General features: G+C 43.9%; 22 protein-coding genes. 2 read left to right on the forward strand and 20 right to left on the reverse strand.

Annotated features, from left to right (window positions below):
- Window positions 1–38: 38 nt before the first annotated feature.
- From trmL to AC25CA_RS11410, 8 genes are all read right to left on the reverse strand, one after another.
- Complete coding sequence (gene trmL, locus AC25CA_RS11375; protein WP_486813942.1) at window positions 39–509, reverse strand: tRNA (uridine(34)/cytosine(34)/5-carboxymethylaminomethyluridine(34)-2'-O)-methyltransferase TrmL; 471 nt, start codon at window positions 507–509, stop codon at window positions 39–41.
- 1 nt (window position 510) lies between these two features.
- On the reverse strand, window positions 511–1,323 hold the full coding sequence (locus AC25CA_RS11380; RefSeq protein ID WP_486813943.1) for a Cof-type HAD-IIB family hydrolase: 813 nt from the start codon (window positions 1,321–1,323) through the stop codon (window positions 511–513).
- A 65-nt stretch (window positions 1,324–1,388) separates the two neighbouring features.
- Complete coding sequence (nth, locus tag AC25CA_RS11385) at window positions 1,389–2,042, reverse strand: endonuclease III (protein ID WP_486813944.1); 654 nt, start codon at window positions 2,040–2,042, stop codon at window positions 1,389–1,391.
- A gap of 80 nt (window positions 2,043–2,122) precedes the next feature.
- A complete protein-coding gene (locus AC25CA_RS11390; protein ID WP_486813945.1) occupies window positions 2,123–3,310 on the reverse strand; it encodes a glycine C-acetyltransferase in 1,188 nt (395 codons plus the stop codon).
- A gap of 79 nt (window positions 3,311–3,389) precedes the next feature.
- Window positions 3,390–4,505 (reverse strand): tRNA epoxyqueuosine(34) reductase QueG, encoded by a 1,116-nt coding sequence (gene queG, locus AC25CA_RS11395; protein ID WP_486813946.1) that lies wholly within the window; start codon window positions 4,503–4,505, stop codon window positions 3,390–3,392.
- The gene (locus tag AC25CA_RS11400) at window positions 4,506–4,871 is read right to left on the reverse strand and encodes a zinc ribbon domain-containing protein (RefSeq protein ID WP_486813947.1); all 366 of its coding nucleotides are present in this window, start codon (window positions 4,869–4,871) and stop codon (window positions 4,506–4,508) included.
- 4 nt (window positions 4,872–4,875) lie between these two features.
- A complete protein-coding gene (locus AC25CA_RS11405) occupies window positions 4,876–5,703 on the reverse strand; it encodes a deoxyribonuclease IV (protein ID WP_486813948.1) in 828 nt (275 codons plus the stop codon).
- A gap of 38 nt (window positions 5,704–5,741) precedes the next feature.
- Window positions 5,742–6,290: a hypothetical protein gene (locus AC25CA_RS11410; protein WP_486813949.1), complete on the reverse strand. Its 549-nt coding sequence runs from the start codon at window positions 6,288–6,290 to the stop codon at window positions 5,742–5,744.
- A gap of 921 nt (window positions 6,291–7,211) precedes the next feature.
- Between AC25CA_RS11410 and rodA the strand changes: the two genes are divergently transcribed.
- Complete coding sequence (gene rodA / locus AC25CA_RS11415; protein ID WP_486813950.1) at window positions 7,212–8,372, forward strand: rod shape-determining protein RodA; 1,161 nt, start codon at window positions 7,212–7,214, stop codon at window positions 8,370–8,372.
- 17 nt (window positions 8,373–8,389) lie between these two features.
- On the opposite strand, the gene AC25CA_RS11420 is transcribed toward rodA, so the two are convergent.
- Window positions 8,390–9,604, reverse strand: coding sequence for a CCA tRNA nucleotidyltransferase (locus tag AC25CA_RS11420; RefSeq protein WP_486813951.1), 1,215 nt, complete (start codon window positions 9,602–9,604; stop codon window positions 8,390–8,392).
- Window positions 9,594–11,258: a uridine kinase family protein gene (locus AC25CA_RS11425; protein WP_486813952.1), complete on the reverse strand. Its 1,665-nt coding sequence runs from the start codon at window positions 11,256–11,258 to the stop codon at window positions 9,594–9,596. The genes AC25CA_RS11420 and AC25CA_RS11425 overlap by 11 nt, the downstream gene beginning before the upstream one ends.
- Before the next feature lie 115 nt (window positions 11,259–11,373).
- Here AC25CA_RS11425 and AC25CA_RS11430 point away from each other — a divergent pair, with 115 nt between their 5' ends.
- On the forward strand, window positions 11,374–12,072 hold the full coding sequence (locus AC25CA_RS11430; RefSeq protein ID WP_486813953.1) for a hypothetical protein: 699 nt from the start codon (window positions 11,374–11,376) through the stop codon (window positions 12,070–12,072).
- Window positions 12,073–12,084: 12 nt separating this feature from the next.
- On the opposite strand, the gene AC25CA_RS11435 is transcribed toward AC25CA_RS11430, so the two are convergent.
- From AC25CA_RS11435 to AC25CA_RS11480, 10 genes are all read right to left on the reverse strand, one after another.
- Window positions 12,085–12,762, reverse strand: coding sequence for a molybdopterin-dependent oxidoreductase (locus tag AC25CA_RS11435; RefSeq protein ID WP_486813954.1), 678 nt, complete (start codon window positions 12,760–12,762; stop codon window positions 12,085–12,087).
- Between the two features lie 76 nt (window positions 12,763–12,838).
- A complete protein-coding gene (locus tag AC25CA_RS11440; RefSeq protein WP_486813955.1) occupies window positions 12,839–13,378 on the reverse strand; it encodes a DUF6648 family protein in 540 nt (179 codons plus the stop codon).
- Complete coding sequence (mnmL, locus tag AC25CA_RS11445) at window positions 13,375–14,307, reverse strand: tRNA modification radical SAM protein MnmL/YtqA (protein WP_486813956.1); 933 nt, start codon at window positions 14,305–14,307, stop codon at window positions 13,375–13,377. Before mnmL ends, AC25CA_RS11440 begins: the two co-directional genes overlap by 4 nt.
- 43 nt (window positions 14,308–14,350) lie before the next feature.
- Window positions 14,351–15,097, reverse strand: coding sequence for a peptidylprolyl isomerase (locus AC25CA_RS11450; RefSeq protein ID WP_486813957.1), 747 nt, complete (start codon window positions 15,095–15,097; stop codon window positions 14,351–14,353).
- 66 nt (window positions 15,098–15,163) lie between these two features.
- On the reverse strand, window positions 15,164–16,435 hold the full coding sequence (locus tag AC25CA_RS11455; protein ID WP_486813958.1) for a M18 family aminopeptidase: 1,272 nt from the start codon (window positions 16,433–16,435) through the stop codon (window positions 15,164–15,166).
- Window positions 16,436–16,437: 2 nt separating this feature from the next.
- On the reverse strand, window positions 16,438–16,875 hold the full coding sequence (locus AC25CA_RS11460; protein WP_486813959.1) for a DUF1292 domain-containing protein: 438 nt from the start codon (window positions 16,873–16,875) through the stop codon (window positions 16,438–16,440).
- A 12-nt stretch (window positions 16,876–16,887) separates the two neighbouring features.
- Window positions 16,888–18,339: an aminoacyl-histidine dipeptidase gene (locus AC25CA_RS11465; protein WP_486813960.1), complete on the reverse strand. Its 1,452-nt coding sequence runs from the start codon at window positions 18,337–18,339 to the stop codon at window positions 16,888–16,890.
- An 11-nt stretch (window positions 18,340–18,350) separates the two neighbouring features.
- Window positions 18,351–19,442 carry a tRNA 2-thiouridine(34) synthase MnmA gene (gene mnmA, locus AC25CA_RS11470; protein ID WP_486813961.1) on the reverse strand — a complete coding sequence of 364 codons (1,092 nt, stop codon included), beginning with the start codon at window positions 19,440–19,442 and terminating at the stop codon, window positions 18,351–18,353.
- Window positions 19,443–19,684: 242 nt separating this feature from the next.
- Window positions 19,685–20,038: a hypothetical protein gene (locus tag AC25CA_RS11475; protein WP_486813962.1), complete on the reverse strand. Its 354-nt coding sequence runs from the start codon at window positions 20,036–20,038 to the stop codon at window positions 19,685–19,687.
- A gap of 22 nt (window positions 20,039–20,060) precedes the next feature.
- Complete coding sequence (locus tag AC25CA_RS11480; protein WP_486813963.1) at window positions 20,061–21,806, reverse strand: NADH-dependent [FeFe] hydrogenase, group A6; 1,746 nt, start codon at window positions 21,804–21,806, stop codon at window positions 20,061–20,063.
- Between the last annotated feature and the right edge of the window lie 3 nt (window positions 21,807–21,809).

Genomic DNA, 21,809 nt, shown 5'->3' on the forward strand with positions numbered 1-21,809 from the left:
TTTTTTATTTCAAACACGTCTCCGCGTTCGCAACGAATTTATCGCAAGCCTGGATAATCCAGCTGGCGAAGTGCTTCATACAAAACGATATTAACGGAATTTGCTAAATTCAAAGAACGTGCTTTTTCGATATTCCTCATGGGGATTCGAACATTATGTTCTTCAAAACGATTCAGCAAATCCTTGTCAATCCCTTTGGTCTCTTTTCCAAAAACCAAATAGCATTCATCGACATATGAAAAGTCAGAATGGCGGTGACCGCCCTTGGTCGTCGCAAAAAAGAATCGATTATGATCTACCGTATCCAGCAACTCATCAAAGTTCTCATGAACAACAACTTCCACCAGATCCCAATAATCGAGTCCGGCTCGTTTCAAGTATTTATCTGAAATCGAAAATCCCAATGGTTTCACCAAATGCAAAACCGTTCCAGTCGCTGCGCAAGTCCGCGCAATTGCTCCCGTATTATGTGGAATTTCCGGTTCAATCAGTACAATGTGCAATGCCATATTACTCCTCCTTACAATAGGTCTCAATCACGTGTGCAATCGCTGATTCTCCATTGGTAACTGTCACAGCATCCGCACATTTTTTCAATGCAGGTGCCCCATTTCCCATGGCAATGCCCAATCCAGCGAGTTGAATCATCGTCATATCATTTTCCTGGTCTCCAACGGCAATCGTCTCTTCCATCGAAATCTCCAATTCATCACAGACCAATTGAAGCGCTGAACCTTTGTTGACTTGGTCAGCCATTACTTCTAGAACGCCTTCCCAAGATTGAGCCAAGGCAAATCCCCCTGCCTCTTCAAGAGCTTCACGTACTGCATTCAACTGCTCCGGTTTATGCGAGTGAAAAACCAATTTTGGCACTTCTAAGTCTTGCTCGCGATAATAACGGCCTAAGGCCTCATCGGTAAGAAAACACAGTTTCACACCAAAACCACCTTCATATTTTGAAAGTGCTTCTCGCATACCCTCGGTTGCATAGATTGTGTCTTGGTCATAATAGCGATATAAGACATCATTGGTCTCGGCAATCGAAATTATCTGTTCAATCTTCTCATGGGACAAGAATCGTCGAGAAGAAAAGCCACTTATTTTCGGATCATATACATAGGCACCATTGAAGCAAATCATCGGAAGATTTGGAGAAATCTTTTTTGCATAAATCGATGCCGCTTGAAAATTTCGTCCCGTTGCAATCACAACAAGCCCACCTCGATTTTGATACGATCGAATTGCAGTCAAGTTGGCCTCAGAAACTTCATGTTCTTCATTCAATAGAGTACCATCTAAATCAACAGCCAATAACTTTTTCATCGCAGCCTCCTTCAAGCCTCTAGCATTTATTATATAGGACAGCTGCACTATGAATCAATGAAAAATTACTTGAAATCATTCAGTTTTGCCAGGCAAAGCTTTTCCTTAGCCAATGGACAGGATTCACAATTTGGATTGCGAGCCATACAGACGCGACGACCGTGTAAAATGATCCAATGGTGGGCGTCTTTCCAATCTTTTTTAGGGATCACCTTCATTAAATCCTCTTCCGTTTTCCGTACATTGGTTGCCTGGGCAAGTCCAATTCGATTAGAAACTCGAAACACATGAGTGTCCACGGCAATTGCGGGAATCTCAAATGCATTGCTTAAAACAACATTGGCGGTCTTTCGACCCACCCCTGGAAGGGCTTCCAAGGCTTCTCTTGTTGCTGGAACCTGGCTGTTATGCCGATCGACTAAAAGCTGGCTCATGGCAAGCAAATTTTTCGTCTTATTGTGATAAAGACCAATTCGTCTCAGCTTCGATTCAATCTCAGCTGTACTAAGCCCAACCATCATTTCAGGTGTATTGGCAATGGGAAATAGCTCTGCCGTCACCTTATTGACCGCTACATCCGTGGTTTGCGCACTCAGCATGACTGCCACCAAGAGCTCATATTCGCTGTTCCAATTCAATTCTGTTTTGGGGTTGGGATACAGGGTCTCAAGAATCTCAAGTACAGATTCCTTTTCTTTTTTCGTCAATCTTTTTCTCATTTTTCCCTCCATTATTATTTTATCCCTATCACCGGCAAATGAAAAGAAAAAAACGACGCATAAGCGTCGTTTCTAATATTCTATAGAATCCCAATTTCCATTGCCGTGCTTTTTATAATCGCAATTGCTTGATTTAATTGCTCCTTGGTATGTCCTGCAGTGACCATACAGCGAAGCCTTCCAGCTCCCTTGGGCACTGTTGGAAAAACAATACCGGATACATAGACCCCATTCTGTAAAAGCTTACGAGAGAATTCCATGGTTATTGCTTCATCACCAACCATTACCGGTGTAATCGGGGTCTCACTTTGTCCCGTATCAAAGCCCAAAGCGGTTAGTTTTTCTTTAAAATACCTTGCATTATCCCATAATCGGTCCGTATATTCCGTTGACTCCATTAGCATATGAAGGGCTTCGATCGATGCCGCAACTGATGCAGGTGGAATCGATGTGGAAAATAGAATTGGACGACCACGATGGTTCAACCAATCATAAGCCGTTTGATTACAAGCGACATATCCACCGACAGAACCAATTGCTTTTGAAAGCGTACCAATGCTGAAATCAACTCGTCCATGAAGGTTAAAATGATCGACAGTTCCCCGTCCACTTTCTCCAAGTACACCAGAACCATGAGCATCATCCACATAAGTCATGCAATTGTATGTTTCAGCCAAGGCAACGATCTCTGGTAATTTGGCAATATCACCATCCATACTAAATACCCCATCTGTTATGATCAAGACATTGCGATAATTTTCTCGTCGCTCTTTTAAAACCTTCTCTAAATCTGCCATATCACTATGCTTGAACACCGTTTTATCCGCTCGAGACAAACGGCACCCGTCGATAATGCTGGCATGATTCAAGGAATCTGAAATAATCAAATCACCTTTTTCTGTAATCGCCTGGATCGCTCCGGCGTTACAAGCAAAACCCGATTGAAATGCAATTGCCGCATCCTCTCGCTTAAAGGTCGCAATGGTCCGGTCCAGTTCTTCGTGCAAGATCGTATTCCCCACAATGGTTCTAACTGCACCCGCACCGACTCCATAAATATCAATTGCTTGCTTTGCAGCTTCCTTGATTCGCGGATGATTTGCAAATCCCAAATAATTGTTCGATGATAAGTTGATTACACTCTTGCCGTTTAAAACAATCTCTGCATCGCATGGCGATTCCAAAACCGGCAGCTTTCGATAAACCCCCGTGTCTTTCAAGTCTTGCACTTTTTCAGCCAAATATCCCAATTCATGAATCTTACTCATCTCGTCACCTCCGTAGTTTCTTCCCTTTTATGATAGCATATTTCGCAGGAAAACCTTTCGACAAATAACAAAAAAAGCATTAACAATCCGTCATGTTTACCGATGATTTCCAGGCCAGAACAGCCGTCCATTCTTCGCGTACAGAAGTCTCTTTTTCCTCCTCCATTCGCTTTAAAATCAAGTCTCGCCCTTTCGCTTCATCCATCCGGATAAGGGTCCATGCAGCCGTTGATCGAATCATGGCAGAAGGATCCTGTAAATAGGGGCTTACCTGATCAAATCCTGAACTGCATACAGGTCGTGCCAAGGCCAATAATGCATTGCGCCTCAAAACATTTCTGCCCCGCCAGCCAGCCGCCGTTTGAAGAAATTGTTCCCGAAATTTTGTCTTGTTCATTGCAAGGACAGCCAAAAGATCTGGATGCGCCGCTTCCCACAAAGAAGTCCTTTCCGCTGTGATCTGATCCTGATTCCATGGACAGACGATTTGGCAAGAGTCGCAGCCATAAATCCGATTTCCCCATCGCTCCCGAATCCAAAACGGAACAGATGCCTTCGCCTGGGTCCAATAGGACAGGCAACGCCTGATATCCATCCGGTACGACTCATCTAATGCACTCACAGGGCAGACCTGTTGACAGCGCATGCAGGATCCACATCCATCCTCCACCAATGTGCCTTCCAAACCCACGTCCTTGTCCAAAAGGATAAGTCCCAAAAAGAAGAAAGAACCCCAGTTTGGATGAATGATTGTTGTATTCTTTCCCTGAAATCCGCCACCTGCTTCTCTCGCAAAAGCCCGTTCCAACAAAGGGCCCGTGTCAACCTGAACGCTGCCTTGCAAGCCCGTTTCTTCAAGCCTCTCCATCAAGATCTTGATTTGGCGCTGCATCAGTAAGTGATAATCCTCACCTACGGCAAAAACGGACAAGCTTCCTCGCATAGGATCTTCCGCTTTTTTCCATGTTTGCTTAGGTATTGGCAAACCAACGATCAACATGGTAGCCACCGACCCATAGCTTTCCCCCGGATCCACGCGACGATTTACATCCGTCTCTTCGAACTCGATCTCTTGCCCCGCTTTCTTTCGGCCAATAAGGAATTCTCTCGTTTGATCCAGGGCTCTTGCTGGCATGGCACCGATAATCTCAATAGAAAGGCCTTTTGTTATTTCAGAACCATTTATCCCATTCATCTATTCTTCCTCCAACTTAGCTCCACACTTGGCACAAAAGACGTCACCATGACCCGCACGATAGCCGCAATCCGAACAAAAGCGGTCATTTACATTCGTTCTGCCAGGCATATCCCACGGACCTACAGAATCTCCAGCCAGTAAGCGTTCAGCGCGATCGCTAGAAATTTCAATCCATTCCTCACAATTTTCACATGCCAAAAAATACTGGCGGTTCCAGTGAAAGACCGGTAAAAAGAAAAAATGAAAAATTCGTTCCGTTTGAATCAAGGCTAATGATTCACGCCCACAACCACTACAGGCACCTTTCGGCTCAGCAATTTTTTTCTTACGATCCTGAATACCAAAAATTCCAATGAAAAACATCTAATTATTCCCCTTCCTGACGCACCCACGCAATTTCCTTTTTATATCCAGGCAATTCATTGGGCGTCTCCAGAATCAGCGGAAGAGACGAAATAACCGGATGAGAAACAAAGCGAATTAATCCTTCCACATTCATGCTTCCTTGACCCAACTTGGCGTGTCGATCCTTATGGCTGTCAAAAGGTGTCAAACTGTCATTAAGATGAATGGCCTTCAAGCGATCAAGCCCGACCGTTCGGTCAAACTCATCCAACACCCCATCTAAATCATTCATAATGTCATAGCCGGCGCTATAAACGTGACAGGTATCCATCAAGACACCCAATCGTTCATTGTCGACAACCCCGTCAATAATAGCCTGCAATTCCTCGAATCGGCTTCCCACTTCAGATCCCTTTCCCGACATGGCTTCCAAAAGAACCCAACCTGGAAACTCTGCCAGAGGCATTTTGTTTAAGGCTTCAATAATCTGTTGAATGCCTACTTCCATCCCTTGACCCGTATGGCTGCCGGGATGAAAATTATAATAAAGTGGAGGAAAATTCATCAAGCGGTTTAAATCATCCAAAAACATCGATCGACCAAACGCTCGAGTTTCTTCTGTTTTGGAACAGAGATTTAAGGTATAGGGTGCATGAGCAATCAAGGTTCCCCATTCTCCTTTTTTCAATTGGTCTGTAAACTCCTTCAAATCCTGCGGATCGATCGCCTTTGCTCTCCCTCCTCTGGGATTTCTTGTGAAAAATTGAAAAGTGTTGGCTCCAATCCCTTCTGCAACGTTTAGCATGGCTGCATATCCTTTTGCAACTGATAAATGGCATCCTATTTCCATTTAATTTCTCCTCATATATGATGGTTGAAACATCGTTTTTATGATTGATCTGACTTCGTAATTTTTCTCCGTGATCCTTGTCGAATGACAAATCCATAAGCAATCGCAAGGAATGCCGTTGCCCATAATAGAACATAGCGAATCAGTCCACTCGTTAAATCATGATCGCTGATCACAATGATTTCGTTATCAATAAATTGAAACACATACCCGTGATTCAAATCGACGAGTATACCTCGATCTCCATTATGAGTGATTCGATTACCATACAGGACAAAATCCTCGTTTCCATACCGGTCAAAAATTGCATCTTTTTTGAATACTGCATATCCAATCGGCTTTTCATCTAGATTTGTTTGAAACAGAATAACCAAACCATATTTTGTTCGAAGCTGATCAATAACATCAACTTGGATATCTACATCCTCTTTCTCCATGTTAATTTGTTTACTCACAAACTGATTGATATCTTTTCCATTGATATTATATACAATGAAGTATTGAAAAAAAATCAAGAAAACTCCCAATAATATAAAAAATATGCCACCATTCGATTTATTTTTTTTATGATTACTACTTTTATGCATGAAGTTCTCCTTGGCTGACTATTTTCGTCATATTCTCCTATTCATCTTACACACTCTGCATGGCCTCGCGTCCATGCCCCCGTGCGTATGGTACGCATGTGATCTCTCCGTGACCACCTCATACTTATCGTCTATCTTACACACTCTGCATGGCCTCGCGTCCATGCCCCCGTGCGTATGGTGCGCATGTGATCTCTCCGTGACCACCTCATACTTATCGTCTATCTTACACACTCTGCATGGCCTCGCGTCCATGCCCCCGTGCGTATGGTGCGCATGTGATCTCTCCGTGACCACCTCATACTTATCGTCTATCTTGCACACTCTGCATGGCCTCGCGTCCATGCCCCCGTGCGTATGGTGCGCATGTGATCTCTCCGTGACCACCTCATACTTATCGTCTATCTTACACACTCTGCATGGCCTCGCGTCCATGCTCCCGTGCGTATGGTGCGCATGTGATCTCTCCGTGACCACCTCATACTTATCGTCTATCTTACACACTCTGCATGGCCTCGCGTCCATGCCCCCGTGCGTATGGTGCGCATGTGATCTCTCCGTGACCACCTCATACTTATCGTCTATCTTACACACTCTGCATGGCCTCGCGTCCATGCCCCCGTGCGTATGGTGCGCATGTGATCTCTCCGTGACCACCCTCATACTTATCGTCTATCTTACACACTCTGCATGGCCTCGCGTCCATGCTCCCGTGCGTATGGTGCGCATGTGATCTCTCCGTGACCACCCTCAGAGCGCTCGCATTTCATGCGCCCGCACAATCCCCAACAATGCTCAGCCTACCCACACATGTGTGTCTACGCTTTGCTTGTTGTGTCTTTAGTGGTCACGCTCTGGCTGGTATGCTATTATTAGTATATCTTATATAACAAAATCAACTTAGACAAGGAAGGACGACTCGTGTTTCAAATTCAGAAAAAAAATCTTAAAAATATAGATTGGTTTTTACTCTTTTCCGTGTTTGCCTTGACACTCTTCGGGCTCGTTGCAATCAACGCCGCAACCATTACCACTGAAACGGGTGACACCGTGCAAATTGTATTGGGACAAAACACAATTAATCTATTCTCCACACGAAGCCTGGTTTATCTAAAAACACAGATCATCGCAGCCGGACTCGGACTGATCGCCTTAATTTTTTTAACCCTTTTCGACTATCGAAACTTCGGTCGGTTCGCAAAATTTCTCTATGCTGGCGCCCTTGGCTTGCTTATGCTCGTTTTGGTATTCGGTGATGTCCGCAACGGATCAAAAAGCTGGTTAACCATACTGGGTGTAACCTTTCAACCTGCCGAAATCGTCAAGATTGTCTTTATCCTCGCCTACGCCAAATTTATTGAAAGCGCACAAGAAACCCTAAATGAACCCCTGGTGCTCTTGCGGCTTTTACTCTTGGCGCTTGTGCCCATTCTAATGGTATACAAGCAAGGGGATTTAGGAACTGCTTCCGTCTTTTTCGTCATCACTGCATCCATGCTTTTCGTCGCAAAACTGAATAAAAAATATATTTTTAGTTTTATTGGACTTGCCGTATTGTCCATGCCCATTCTTTGGGCCAGGCTCGATCAATATCAAAAAAATAGGATTCTGGTTTTTATGAATCCTTCTCTTGATATCAGCGGTGCAGGCTATCAGGTGTATCAATCCAAAATCGCTATTGGTTCAGGTCAATTCTCAGGACGGGGCGTAAGCGATGCAAAATTTATTCAAGGTGGATATCTTCCCTTTAACCATACTGACTTCATCTTTTCCGTTGTTGGAGAAGCCTTTGGTTTTGTTGGTGGTGCCACTCTCTTAGCCCTGTTTTTCATCTTCTTTTTCCGTCTTATTCTAATCGCAAAGGGAGCCAGAGACACCTACGGATCCATGGTTGTCATCGGAATCTCAGCAATGCTGTTTTTTCACGTATTAGAGAATGTAGGTATGACCATGGGGCTTATGCCGGTTACAGGAATTCCTCTTCCCTTCATTAGCTACGGAGGTACTTTTTTACTCACCTGCTTTGCTTGTTTGGGACTGGTTTTAAGTGTTGGACTTCGAAAAGATACCTATATATTTTAACATAAAAATAGATCGGCTTAGCCGATCCATTTTTTTATCTGCACTTGTAATTTTTCCTTAGTATTACACTCTGGTGACTGCAAGACAAAATCCAAGCAATTCATCAACAACTCGCCTAATTTTTTGCCAGGCTCAACACCCATACTAATTAATTCATTCCCGCCTATGGCTAGATCCTTCAGCTCCACAACAGAGCCGTCTCCCGCCACTTGTCTAATCAGAATAGCTTCTTCCGTTTCTCCCTGCCAAATGGAATAAAGCTCAAGCCATGCTTCCACAAGGGGTAGTCCTAGGCTGCGAACCAAACATCGCGCCTCGTAGGCTGTTTCTATCGGCCGTTTGACTCTAGGATCATGAACCAATAGACTCCGAATTCTTTTCCGTTCTTTCCAACTTGCACGAAGCCTCACCAAGGCCCAATCGCTTTCCTCCGGTTCAGCATCACATACAAGCATCAAACTTGCAAAACGAGCTAATGGATCCGATATTTCAAGGGATTGATGGATCATTTTTTCTTCATAGAGATGGGACCATACGGGTATCCAGTCTCGCAGAAGCCGAAATTTCAACAATCCTGACACACCTGATTTCCAATCTTCCAATCCTAAAATCAGATCCAATTCCTGTTTGATTCTCTCACCACTTAAATGCCGCACTTTCTCGCCTTCCGAGTCCAAAGCTTCTTCTAATCTTTGATCCAAAACCAGTCCATAACGGGTGGCAAATCGAATGGCACGAAAGCTCCGAAGGGCATCTTCCGCCAATCGAATCTTCGGATCCCCCACAGCACGTAATATTTTTCTTTGAAAATCTTCTCGTCCCCCAAAGGGGTCGATAATTCCCTTATGAAGATCATAAGCCATGGCGTTCATGGTAAAATCCCGACGGGCTAAATCCTGTCTCAAGTCCTTTGTAAAGGTCATTTCCAGCGGCCTGCGATATCCCTCATAGCTTCCTTCAATGCGATAAGTTGTAATCTCCAGATGAAGTCCATCGACAATCCAGGTCAATGTTCCATGCCGGATCCCCGTTGGAATGGTTCGAATCCCCCAACGCTCGCTTAGTTCCAGCATTTCCTCCGGAGTCGCACTGGTAGATAGATCCCAATCCGTTGGCTTCTCGCCAATGAAAAAACTTCGAATCGCTCCCCCAACCACAACCAATTCATATCCAGCATGGTCAAAATTTTCCATTAATGTTCTGATTTCTTGGGGCAATCGATCAAACCTCAAAACAAGATCCTCCCAAAAATTCCTTTAGGATCGATGTATTGGGAATGGCTGCTTCACGGGTGTAAGTCTGAAAATAATAAAGAATCTTTCTCAGGCGTTTTGCCTCTGCGTAGTGCACCGAATCAGGTCCTATCTTCTCCAATTGCGGATCCAACAGGGTCTTCAAAAAAAGAAATTCATAAACAAGGGCAGAATTAAACACCGCATCAGCTTCTTCTTGAAACGGGAAGATAAAAGCCTGCTCCCCTTTACGGACAGACGTCCACATCTCCAAGGTTCTTTCCACAGAAGCGCCCCGGAATTGAACGTCCCTCACCATACGCCGCATCAAACGATTGTCCGTGGTTTTGATGCGGTTATGAGAATCGATATTCAATTGCGTCAAAGCGCTAACATAGATTTTATATTTGCTCTCAGCCAGGATTGCAGGTGTCAATGCTTCATTAAGGCCGTGAATACCTTCGATCACAACGGGTTGACCGTCCTGCAGAATCGTTGCTTCCTTCGCCGGATGGCGCCTGCCTTCAACAAAATCAAAAATGGGCAAGGTAACGGCTTCCCCAGCCAACAATCGTTTCAAATCTTGATTGAAATAGGCAACATCAATGGCTTCCAGGGCTTCAAAATTATAATTACCTTCACTGTCCTTCGGGGTCTTTTCTCGATCAACAAAATAATTGTCTAAAGAGATCGTCAAAGGACGTCGCTCATTTACCCGCAATTGAATAAAGAGCCGCTTGGAAAAGGTCGTCTTCCCAGAGGCCGATGGACCTGCAATCAAAATCACTCTTTTCTTTGGATGTTTGCAAATATCATCGGCAATCATGGCTATCTTCTTCTCATGAAAGGCTTCCGAAATTCGAATAATTTCGTCAATTCGCTTTCCCTCTACCTGTCGATTCAGGCTAAATACATCTGAAATCTCCAGAATTTTTGCCCACTGTTCAGATTCTTGAAAAATCGCCGCAATCTTTTCATGGCGAACGCAAGGAGGAAGCTGATAATCATACTCCGCTCGCGGATAAAGTAAAATCATTCCAGGGCGATGAAGAATTAGATCAAAGGTATCGACCACACCAGTTCGCGTCGCCAAATATCCATAGAATTTATCATAATACCCCTCTAATTCCGAAATTGAAACCTCCTGCAGTTCTAAATCTTTATTCAGCTCCAATTGAAATTCGCGATATTGCTTTTCATAGATCTCTTTCATTTGATTCATGGCGACTTGCAGTCTTCGAATCGGTAAATCTGCTCGAATTAGCCTTTCCATCTCTGCCTTAATCAGTTCTACCCGTCCCTGGTCAATAGCCAATTCCTGATCGAATTCTGCGTACAAACCATTATTAAGCGAGTGTTCGATCCGCACCGGATGTTTTGGAAACAATTGATAACAAGCTCGTGTAAAAATAAAACTAAGCGTGCGTTCATAGATCAACTGTCCATTACGCGTCCGAATATCCAATAACTTCAAACTCATATCCTCATCTACACGTGTATTCAAGTGTACAACACGATTATTAAGAATCGCACCCACAATTGCCTTGCTCCTGCTCGGATCCCAAATCGCAAGAATCTGATCGATGGTCATAGTCCGATCGAGTTTAATTTGTGAAACATTTTCATGATGTTGTAGTCTAATTGTATATGACATCTTCTCACCTCATTCTTATTGTACTGGAACATGCTGATTTGGAAAAGATGAATCATTGTTTCCAATTCCGCGTTATGGTATGCTTAAAATGAAAAATTCAAAAGGGGCGTATGCAATGGAAAAACTAAAAGACATATTTTACAATCATTTCGATGGTGTATTGATCATCCTGGTTATCGGAACCATGTTTCTTGTCCTCAATCTCCGGTTTTCAAGCCTCTTTGAAATCAATATGGAAAAGCAATTGCTCGCAAGCATTGACGTGTCTGCCCAATTGGAGGAAGCAAGAGATTCGGGAAAAATCGAGGAAGAACCCGAGCAAGCTATTGATCAACCCAACGAACCCGAAATTATCGATGCTATGGGTTTAGTCAATATAGAAATTCCCATGGGTGTAACGTCTTACGATATTGCTGATCAGCTCTTGGAACACGGTATTATCGAGGACACCAGCATCTTTATCGATCGACTGATTGAACTGAACATCACCGACCGTCTCAATTACGGCACCTACGAGCTGTCGCCAACCATGGATATCGATGAAATTATCGATGTCATGAGCAAAAACGCCGCCAGCATCGCTAAAGAATCTTTGGGTACCGGTACACCTGTGAAGATCACAATTCCTTCAGGATCCAGCGGCGATACCATTGCTTCCATCCTTCAGGATCAAGGCCTGATTGAAAACAAACAAGATTTTATTCAGACCGCCATTCGCATGAAACTTGATCGCTATCTCCTATCTGGCACCTACACCCTGAACAAGGGTATGGATTTGGAAGAAATCGTAAAAATTATTGCACATCGAGACTAGTCGCATTTGCGACTAGTCTTTTGCTTTTTCTGGCTCCTCCCACGGGCCCTCAGGCTTTCCGATGTCCGCCGTATTGTCATAACCGCGTTTTTCCCAATACCCGCGAAAATCCGCTTGATCACTCAGCTCAATCTTTTCTACCCATTTAATCCACTTGTAGCCCAACTTGTCTTCCGCAACCAACTGAAATGGGTATCCGCGGTCCGGTCGTAAGACTGTATCATTCATTTTATAAGCCAACAGCATCTTTCTTTCCAAAATTGTTTCCAAGGGAATCGAAGTAGCATAACCGTCTACAGCATAAAAGATGACATGGGTCGCTTCTTCCATCGGCTTAGCTTCTTGAATCAGATCTTCCATCAATACGCCTTCCCATAGGAGGCGAACCGACCAGCCTTCCACACAATTCAGTTGAACGACCTTCTCGTAGAGTGGTTTCTCAAGAACCTCATCATAGCTCAAGCTCAAGGGGGTTTCCACAAGACCCGTAATCTGTAATTGGTAAGTTTCAATATCAACAACCTGCGGACCCTTGATGGAGTTTTCTCGAAAATCTTCTATAGAACCCAAACGCTCTCCTTTGTATTCTTGAATCTCAACCGTTTCCAAAGGAGTACTGTTATCTTGATTGACAAACAAAAAGAATGCGATCACCAATAAGGAAATTCCCAATCCAATCCATTTTTTCATGTATTTCACCTCCAAATTCTTCCTATTTCTTTCCTACCCCGCCGACAAAGAAAAAAACGCGCGGAGCATCCGCGCGTTAGTATCGTTCATTGATATAGGTTTCCAACACTGAAGGATGTAACCCTTTTTTGAAAACACCGGCATCATTAAGCCAACGTTGAATCCGAAAATTCTTTGAATGATAGATTGCATCTTCCAAATCCTCGATCACAATTTCAAATAATTTCCCCGACAGCTTCTCCGAATCAGTTTTAACGAAGTAAGCACTCACATTTTTCGGCCCATGAATCTCTAAAAGCCGGCGCGTCGCATTATCCTTATCTTGATAGCACTGATGCGCACTATCCAAAAAGGACTGCTTGTGACGGGCAAATCGCTCCTCGGCATCGCAATCGTCCGCATCCATCAAATATCCCTTCGCCATCATATTATGATACTGATAATTATACATGGCTTCCTCTACAGATGTAACCGGCGAAAAAGGATCTCGCAACTTCTGCAAAAATCGGCAATTGTCCGAAATATAGGTTTTCTTAGTAATTTCGCCCTTTGAAAGGGCCTCGATTTTTGCTGTTCGATGCGCAAAAAACTCCGCTAAATAATCGTTCTCACTCATGATTCCATTCCCTTCCGATCACCTTGGCATGCATCTCTACTTGCCATTCGTTTGATGATCTCATCCTTAATCTTCCACCAACTGGTGTTCCAATTACAAACCCGCACATTTTCCTTGGGTGCGCGGCCAATAATCCTCTGAATTACAATCTTCGAATCTAGAGCACGCAAGAACATAATAACCCGTTCGATATACGTGTCCATCTTCAAAAGAGTCACCTCGCCCGCATCCATCATGCGTTCCAATTCCGTACCTTTCACAACATATAGAGAATGAAATTTCACTTCATCCACTTTCAGTCGATTCAAAAGCATCGCTCCGGCAAGAATATCTTCATCTTGATCCCAAGGTAGATCTAGAATCATATGGGCACAAAGTATAAATCCACGGCTTTTGATCCGCTCTGCAGCACCAATAAAATCAACGACAGTGTGTCCGCGATTAAGTGCCAGCAGGGTATCTTCATTTGCGCTTTGCAGACCCATCTCTATATAGACTAGCCTACCCGTCCGATACTGAAATTCTTCTAGATAATCCAATTGTTCCTCAGAAATGCAATCCGGTCTCGTAGACAAAGAAATCGCAACCACATGCTCCATTGCCGTTGCCTCCACCATTTCCTTAAAGGTTGCCATGGATACATAGGTGTTGGTATAATTCTGAAAATAGGCAATAAATTTCTTTGCCCCATATCGCTTGCCAATATAGGCCATAGTCTCTGTCAATTGCTTACGAACGCTTGCCCCTGGCAGCCTGGTTTCATGACCAGCACCGTCTTCTCCACAAAAGATGCATCCGCCCCTCCCCTTAGTCCCATCCCGGTTGGGGCAGGTCAGGGGGAGATTCACTGGCAGTTTATATACTTTTTCACCAAATCGTTCCTTTAGCGCATCAGAATAGACACGATAAAACTGATTTTCTGGATTCATGCTTCACCTCAAAAAAAAAGGGATGCTCTGCATCCCATTCTTCTTACTTTTTCTCAAATTGGAATTTGCTTCGCAATTCATCAGTTTTTTTCACGTATGCTTCATTCTGTCCCATGGCTACCAGTTGGCCCATGATTTGTTCTTGTACCGCTTCGTAGTTCTGAGATTTTGCTTCCGTCTTCTCCTCAACAAGGATTAGATGGAATCCAAAGCTAGTTTCCACTGGCTCGGAAATCACACCAATTTCCAAAGCAAATGCCGCTTCTTCAAAAGCTGGAACCATTTGACCACGTGGGAATGTGCCCAAATCGCCGCCTTGCTCTTTGGAAGGGCAAGTTGAATGTTCTTTCGCCGCTTCTTCGAAGGCAAGTCCGCCTTGAATCTCAGCCAAAATCGCATCTGCTTCTTCTTTGGTCTTCACCAAAATATGTTTTGCATGAACCGTTCCCTGTTCAACAAAACGATCAGCATGTTGCTCGTAATACGCTTTAGCGTCTTCTTCTTCAACCTTAACAGAATCCAGCAATTGTTTCATCGCCATTTGCTTCAAGATTGTTTTACGGGCAATCTCCATTTCACGCTTGAATAGATCATCATTTTCCATATCTGAATCCATTGCTTCCAAATAGAACATCTCTTGATTGATCAATTCATCCAATAAACGAGCTTTGCCTTCTTCTGACGCAAACTGCGCTTGTTGTTGAGGCTGCAAACCGTTCATTAAGTTATTTACATCTTGCTCTGTAATTTCTGAACCGCCAACAACGGCTAATACTTTAATTTCTTCCATATGTTTTAAACTCCCTCTCTGCTTATAATCCTAACCATATTATCATATTCCGCTTTCCCTGTAAACTTAGACCATAAAAAAAGCAGTCAATGCCTGAATCATCCACAAGTGATCCTTGATTTCTCCAAGCTCTCGAATGGAATGCATCCCTAGAACCGGTGAACCGATGTCAATCGCTGAAATCGGTAAATGCCGCATGGTAATCGGACCAATAGTTGAACCACCCCGTGCATCAGATCGATTCACATAATGTTGCACAGGAATATCCTGCGCCTTGCAAATCCCCTCGAAAACAGCAATTGATGCCGCATTAGAAGTATATGCGTAACTCGCATTGATCTTGATGACCGGTCCCTTTCCAAGAATCGGTTGATTGGTTGGATCATGTTTTTCTGGATAATTTGGATGAAGTGCATGGGCCATATCCGCCGATACCAAAAAGGATTGTGCCAAAGCACGAAAATAGCTTTCTCGATCTTTTCCAGCAATGCGTTCCAATACTTGTGACAACCAAGGAGAATCTGCTCCCTGCATCGTACGGCTCCCAATTTCCTCGTTATCATATGCAACCAAGACTTGGGTCGCCGGAATCGTTTTAGAAGCCGTCAGCGCCTGATAAGAGGCATGAACCATAGATAAGTTGTCTTGTCGACCAACTGAAATCAAATTCTCACCAATTAAACAGCCTGGTTGTACATCTGCTAGAAAAAGATCCCAATCCAAGATTTGATTTTCTTCGATTTTCAGTTCAGCCGCTATTTGCTTTTTAAGCCAGTCTTCCGTCGCCTGACCCTTTTCGGTCAACGCAACAAGGGGCAACAATTGTGTTTGCGGATTGAACTTCGCTCCCTGATTAACTTCGCGATTCATATGAATGGCAAGGTTCGGTATAATCGCCATTGGATGCTTGAAGTGAATCAAACGCCGAGTCGGTTTCATAACATCATTAGATGCAATCATAACACGACCAGCAATCGTCAAGGGACGATCCATCCAAGTATGATGAATCGGACCGCCGTACACTTCAGTATTCAAACGCAAATATCGTTTCCCAGAAACAGTTTCCGCACTGGGCTTGATTCGGAATCCCGGTGCGTCAGTATGAGAGCCGATCAATCGAAAACCCGCCTCCGCGACAGATTGATTTCCAACTCGAAAAGCAATAACAGCCGAGTCGTTCTTTGTAACAAAATAGCATCCGCCCGGCTTTAAATCCCATGGCATCTCCATTTGAAGTGGCTCAAATCCAGCTTCTTTCAAATGGGATGTCAACACTTCCGCGGCATGAAAGGCCGTCGGACTCGCGTCTATCCATTGAATTAATTCCTTTGCATTCATGATTATTCCTCTTCCGCCGCTTCCTCTGCACTTTCGTCAAAATGTGCTTCAAAGATATTTGCAATACGCAGATACTCGTCATCATTTTCAATATTCGACAGATTCACTTCTTCGCCCTCTTCAGCATATTGATAGATCATAAAGGTATCCTCGCCTTCAGGTAACAAGGCAATATAGGATTTACCCTCAATATCCAAAATTTCTAGAACATAGCAAGGCATCTCTGATCCGTCTTCCAATTCTAAATGAAGGACAGGAACCTCTTCTTCACCATGATCGTGATCGTGGTCATGACCATGTTCTCCACAGCAACCACCTTTTTCATGGTTTCCACCACAGCATGATCCCGTTTCTTCTTTGACTTCGTGGTTTCCACCACAGCATGATTCTTTTGCTTCATTTTCTTCGCCACAGCAGCAGCCTTTTTTCTCTTCAGTCATTGTTATTCTCCTTTAATCATTATAGTTTTCTAACACATTGAGCAAAAAATTATAGGTTCTAACCGCAGAAGGAAGATTGAGTGCTTCCTTAGGCGTATGAACGTCCTTCATATCGGGTCCAATCGAAATCATATCAAGATCAGGTATCGCTCTTGCGAGAATACCGCACTCCAATCCTGCATGAATTGCTGTAACCTTTAAAGCGGTCCCGGTCATTTTACCATAAACGTCAACCAAAATGTCGCGCATCGGCGAATCTTCCCGGTATTCCCATGCGGGATAGTCGCTTCCCATCTGATGTTGACCACCCAATGCTGTGGCCAGTCGATCGATTCTGTTTGCAATCTCCCGCTTTAAACTTCCCACAGAAGAGCGAATTGCATTCTTAAAAACAACCGAATTCTCTGTGGTCACGATAACCCCCAGATTATTTGAACTTTCCACTAGTCCAGGAATATTAACACTCATGGTTTGCACCCCGGTTGGACAAAGGGTGAGACCGGAAACAATCCGATTCAAGCTGTCTTGGGTCCAAATTTGTCCTGCTTCTTCCACAGGCTCCATTTTCAAGATCAGCTGATCTTTTCCACGGAGTTCTTCATTGATTACAGATTCCAAATAACCCAAATGGCTTCTGAATGATTCCAATTTATCAGTAGCCAATTTCAAGGTCGCAGTAGCCTCGCGAGGAATCGCATTCATCTTGCTGCCACCAGAAATAGCATTTACCCCAAATTCAAAGTGTTCAAGCAGATCGCCTAATACACGGCCCAAAATTTGATTGGAATTCCCTCGTCCGTGATGAATCTCGGCACCAGAGTGGCCACCGCTTAATCCCGTCACATCCAGTCGATAGCTTTTCCAGTCTTCTTCCGCTTCTTTTTTTTCAACGGGAAGTACAAATTCACTTCTTAATCCGCCAGCACAAGACACCAAGGCATAGCCTTCCTCTTCAGAATCCAAGTTAATCATAGCCTTGCCTGTAAACCAGGATCCGTCAATAACGCTTGCGCCACCCATTCCTGTTTCTTCTTCTGTTGTTATCATACATTCCAAAGTCGGATGCTTAGCCTCTTTATCTTGTAAAATTGCCATCATATAGGCAACGGCAATACCATTGTCCGCACCTAGGGTCGTTTCTTTGGCATGAAGCCAATCCCCATCAACAAGCATTTCGATTCCCTCAATTTGAAAATCATGACAAGTCGCCGCGTTTTTCTCACAGACCATATCCATATGGCCTTGAAGAATGATTGGCGGTCTAGATTCATATCCGGGTGATGCTGGTTTTCGAATATATACATTCTTTTTTTGATCCTGCTTGACTTCCAGTCCCCAGCTCCTTGCTGACTCAACAAGCCAATCGCTCACTGCCTCTTCAGCATGAGAACAATGAGGGATCTTTGAAAACTCTTCGAAAATTTGTAAAAAACGGTTCTGCTCTTTCCATTCGGTCCAATTCATCTCGTCATCTCCTATTTAATCGCAAAATCAATAATGCCTCCACCTAAACAGACACGTTCATCATAAAATGCAACAACCTGACCTGGAGCAATTCCCGCTTGTTTCTCATGGAAGGTTACCAACCATCGATCATTTTCGATTCGGCGTACATCCACCCCTTGATCTGGTTGACGATATCGAAACTTCGCCGTACAAGTAAAAGACTCAGCAGGTGGCTCATCGGCAATCCATGTAACACCTTCCGCTTCTAGTGCGGATTTAAAACGAAGGGGATTATGCTTGCCCTGTACCACAATTAATGCGTTTTTCTCCATGTCTTTATCGATAACAAACCAGGGTTCGCCGGAACCTTTTCCACCGATCCCCAAGCCCTTTCTCTGTCCAATGGTGTAATACAAAAGACCCTCATGATCTCCCATCACCTCACCAGCTGGTGTCACAATTTTGCCGGGTTGAGCTGGCAAAAAGCGATCCAAGAAAGCATTAAAATCCCGTTCTCCGATAAAGCAGATGCCCGTAGAATCTTTCTTTTTCGCTGTTGACAGTTCCAACCGCTCAGCAATTTCCCGCACCTCTGGTTTTGTGACTTCCGCTAAAGGAAAAACTGCTTTGGAAATCTGCAATTGATTCAAGCCGCAAAGAAAATAGGTCTGATCTTTATTAAGGTCCTTGGCTCTGAGCAATCGATGCTTGCCATCTTTCACATCTTTAGCTGCATAATGACCCATGGCAATAAAATCAGCTCCCATGGTTTCTGCATGTTCTAAAAACGCCTTGAATTTAATCTCTTTGTTACACATCACATCAGGATTTGGTGTACGTCCCCGTTTGTATTCATCCAGAAAATACGTGAACACCCGATCCCAATACTCTTTTTCAAAATTCACAAGCTCATAGGGCAATTCCAGCTTTTCCGAAACCTCCACCACGTCTTCAAAATCCTCTAGGGCTGTACAATATCCCTCATCATCTTTTTCTTCCCAATTTTTCATAAATACGCCAACCAGATCATATCCCTCTTCTTTCAAGAGAAATGCGGCAACCGAGGAATCTACTCCACCGGACATTCCGATGACGATTTTTGTCTCACTTTTTGATTTCATTTCTTTACTTCCTTTCTCAGCATCGCATTATCTTCGACAATACTCTGGATTTCTTCTTACATCTTCTTGGTATTGTTTTCAACAATACCCTGGGCGTAAAATCCCTGACACCATGGTATCATATTTGTCAACGGAAGATACAAAAAAGTCCCGCAATATTTGCGGGACTTTTTAATAATCTGTCATATATTCATTAGTTAACGAATGACTTAGCATTCTTGACTGAATATCCTGACCTGGCATTATCTGCGATAATACCCTGGATCTTTTCTTGGCTTGTGCAAGCACAAACCCTGGTGATCTTGGCATTGTCTCGACAATACCCTGGTGATCTTGGCATTGTCTTCGACAATACCCTGGTGATCTTGGCATTGTCTTCGACAATACCCTGGTGATCTTGGCATTGTCTTCGACAATACCCTGGTGATCTTGGCATTGTCTTCGACAATACCCTGGTGATCTTGGCATTGTCTTCGACAATACCCTGGTGATCTTGGCATTGTCTTCGACAATACCCTGGTGATCTTGGCATTGTCTTCGACAATACCCTGGTGATCTTGGCATTGTCTTCGACAATACCCTGGTGATCTTGGCATTGTCTTCGACAATACCCTGGGCTTAAATTTTATCTCGTTTTTTATAGGTCGTATGAAGAAGCTTATGCGCCTTCTCGCCGTATGGTTTTCCTAAATACTCATCATACAAAGCAACGATCTGCGGATTTTTATGTGAAGATCGAATTTTCTTGCCTGCATCTTCTCGATAAATCGCTTCCGCACGTTTTTTGATAATCGTAGAATCGCCATGATGATACGGTTGTCCGCCGCCGCCAATACAGCCGCCAGGACATGCCATAATCTCGATTGCATGGAAATTTGATTTTCCAGCCTTGATGTCATCGAGTAATTTTCTCGCATTTCCAAGACCATGGGCAATACCGATATTCAAAGTCAAATCTCCAATATCAACAGAAGCGGAGCGAATCCCCTCCATGCCGCGAAGTTGTTCAAAATCAACTTTTTCAAGTTCTTCACCGGTAATCCATTCGTATGCTGTACGGGTTGCTGCCTCAATTACACCACCGGTCGCGCCGAAAATAACACCCGCGCCCGTAGACTCACCCAAGACATCATCAAAATCTTCTTCTGGAAGATCTGCAAAATTGATACCTGCAATCTTGAACATCTGCGCCAATTCACGTGTTGTCAAAACAAAATCCACATCCGATTCGCCAGCGCTAACCAATTCAGGTCGCTCAGCCTCTGTTTTCTTTGCCACACAAGGCATGACAGAGATCACGGTCATGTTTTCTGGTTTGATATTCATCTTCTTCGCATAATAGGTCTTGGCAATAGCACCAAACATAATTTGTGGTGATCGACAAGTTGATGGAATATCAAGGAGTTCCGGATAGTTGGCCTCGATAAATCGCACCCATGCCGGGCAACAAGAAGTCAGGATTGGCAGCGGGCCGCCAGACTGAATGCGGTGAACCAACTCACTTGCCTCTTCCATGATCGTTAAGTCAGCTGCAAAATCCGTATCAAATACGCCGTCAAATCCCATCATACGAAGACCTGCTGCTAATTGACCGGTAACCAATGTACCAGGCTCCATGCCGAATTCTTCGCCAATTGCCGCACGAATTGCCGGTGCCACCTGTACCACAACATGTTTCTTTTGATCCAACAATGAGTTCCAAACTTCAGAAATATTGTTTTTCTCAGCAATTGCCGCTGTTGGACATACTGCCAAGCACTGACCACAATAGGTACAAGACGTTTCATTTAAAGGCAGATTGAAGGCAGTTCCAACAAAGGAATCAAATCCACGGTTTACACCGGAAAGGATTCCGCAAGTCTGTACCTCGTTACACATGGTCTCGCAACGACGGCACATAATGCATTTATTCGGATCACGCACCAAAGATGCGCTTGAAATATCCTTGTCGTACTCCAATCGCTCGCCTTCGTAATTAATTTCCAAAATACCCATCTCGCCCGCAAGGGATTGAAGATCACAGTTTTGATTTTTTGCACATGACAGGCAATCTTGAGGATGATCCGAAAGAAGCAACTCTAGAGCTGTTCTTCTTCCCTGTACGGCTCTTGCCGTATGGGTTTTCACAACCATGCCATCTGTCAATTCTGTTGCACAAGAAGGCATCAAAGCTGGACGATTCTCCACTTCTACTACACATACACGACAAGAAGCCACTTTATTGACAATACCAAAATCGTGTAGGTTCAAGTGGCAAAGTGTCGGAATATCAACACTTAAGGTTTTTGCTGCATCTAGGATCGTCGTTCCTTGAGGAACCTCGACCTGTTTTCCATTAATGGTCGCTTTCACCATTTCACTCATCTT

The organism is Gottschalkiaceae bacterium SANA, from assembly GCA_036323355.1.
Lineage (GTDB): Bacteria > Bacillota > Clostridia > Tissierellales > GPF-1 > GPF-1.

Coding starts and splice junctions, on each gene's coding strand:
- AC25CA_RS11380 (WP_486813943.1), bottom strand. CDS start 1,323: ATGAAAAAGTTATTGGCTGTTGATTTAGATGGTACTCTATTGAATGAA.
- AC25CA_RS11405 (WP_486813948.1), bottom strand. CDS start 5,703: ATGGAAATAGGATGCCATTTATCAGTTGCAAAAGGATATGCAGCCATG.
- AC25CA_RS11460 (WP_486813959.1), bottom strand. CDS start 16,875: ATGACTGAAGAGAAAAAAGGCTGCTGCTGTGGCGAAGAAAATGAAGCA.
- AC25CA_RS11410 (WP_486813949.1), bottom strand. CDS start 6,290: ATGCATAAAAGTAGTAATCATAAAAAAAATAAATCGAATGGTGGCATA.
- AC25CA_RS11440 (WP_486813955.1), bottom strand. CDS start 13,378: ATGAGTGAGAACGATTATTTAGCGGAGTTTTTTGCGCATCGAACAGCA.
- AC25CA_RS11430 (WP_486813953.1), top strand. CDS start 11,374: ATGGAAAAACTAAAAGACATATTTTACAATCATTTCGATGGTGTATTG.
- AC25CA_RS11400 (WP_486813947.1), bottom strand. CDS start 4,871: ATGTTTTTCATTGGAATTTTTGGTATTCAGGATCGTAAGAAAAAAATT.
- nth (WP_486813944.1), bottom strand. CDS start 2,042: ATGAGAAAAAGATTGACGAAAAAAGAAAAGGAATCTGTACTTGAGATT.
- AC25CA_RS11465 (WP_486813960.1), bottom strand. CDS start 18,339: ATGAATTGGACCGAATGGAAAGAGCAGAACCGTTTTTTACAAATTTTC.
- AC25CA_RS11425 (WP_486813952.1), bottom strand. CDS start 11,258: ATGTCATATACAATTAGACTACAACATCATGAAAATGTTTCACAAATT.
- AC25CA_RS11480 (WP_486813963.1), bottom strand. CDS start 21,806: ATGAGTGAAATGGTGAAAGCGACCATTAATGGAAAACAGGTCGAGGTT.
- queG (WP_486813946.1), bottom strand. CDS start 4,505: ATGAATGGGATAAATGGTTCTGAAATAACAAAAGGCCTTTCTATTGAG.
- mnmA (WP_486813961.1), bottom strand. CDS start 19,442: ATGAAATCAAAAAGTGAGACAAAAATCGTCATCGGAATGTCCGGTGGA.
- AC25CA_RS11435 (WP_486813954.1), bottom strand. CDS start 12,762: ATGAAAAAATGGATTGGATTGGGAATTTCCTTATTGGTGATCGCATTC.
- mnmL (WP_486813956.1), bottom strand. CDS start 14,307: ATGAATCCAGAAAATCAGTTTTATCGTGTCTATTCTGATGCGCTAAAG.
- AC25CA_RS11390 (WP_486813945.1), bottom strand. CDS start 3,310: ATGAGTAAGATTCATGAATTGGGATATTTGGCTGAAAAAGTGCAAGAC.
- AC25CA_RS11475 (WP_486813962.1), bottom strand. CDS start 20,038: ATGCCAAGATCACCAGGGTATTGTCGAAGACAATGCCAAGATCACCAG.
- AC25CA_RS11450 (WP_486813957.1), bottom strand. CDS start 15,097: ATGGAAGAAATTAAAGTATTAGCCGTTGTTGGCGGTTCAGAAATTACA.
- AC25CA_RS11455 (WP_486813958.1), bottom strand. CDS start 16,435: ATGAATGCAAAGGAATTAATTCAATGGATAGACGCGAGTCCGACGGCC.
- trmL (WP_486813942.1), bottom strand. CDS start 509: ATGGCATTGCACATTGTACTGATTGAACCGGAAATTCCACATAATACG.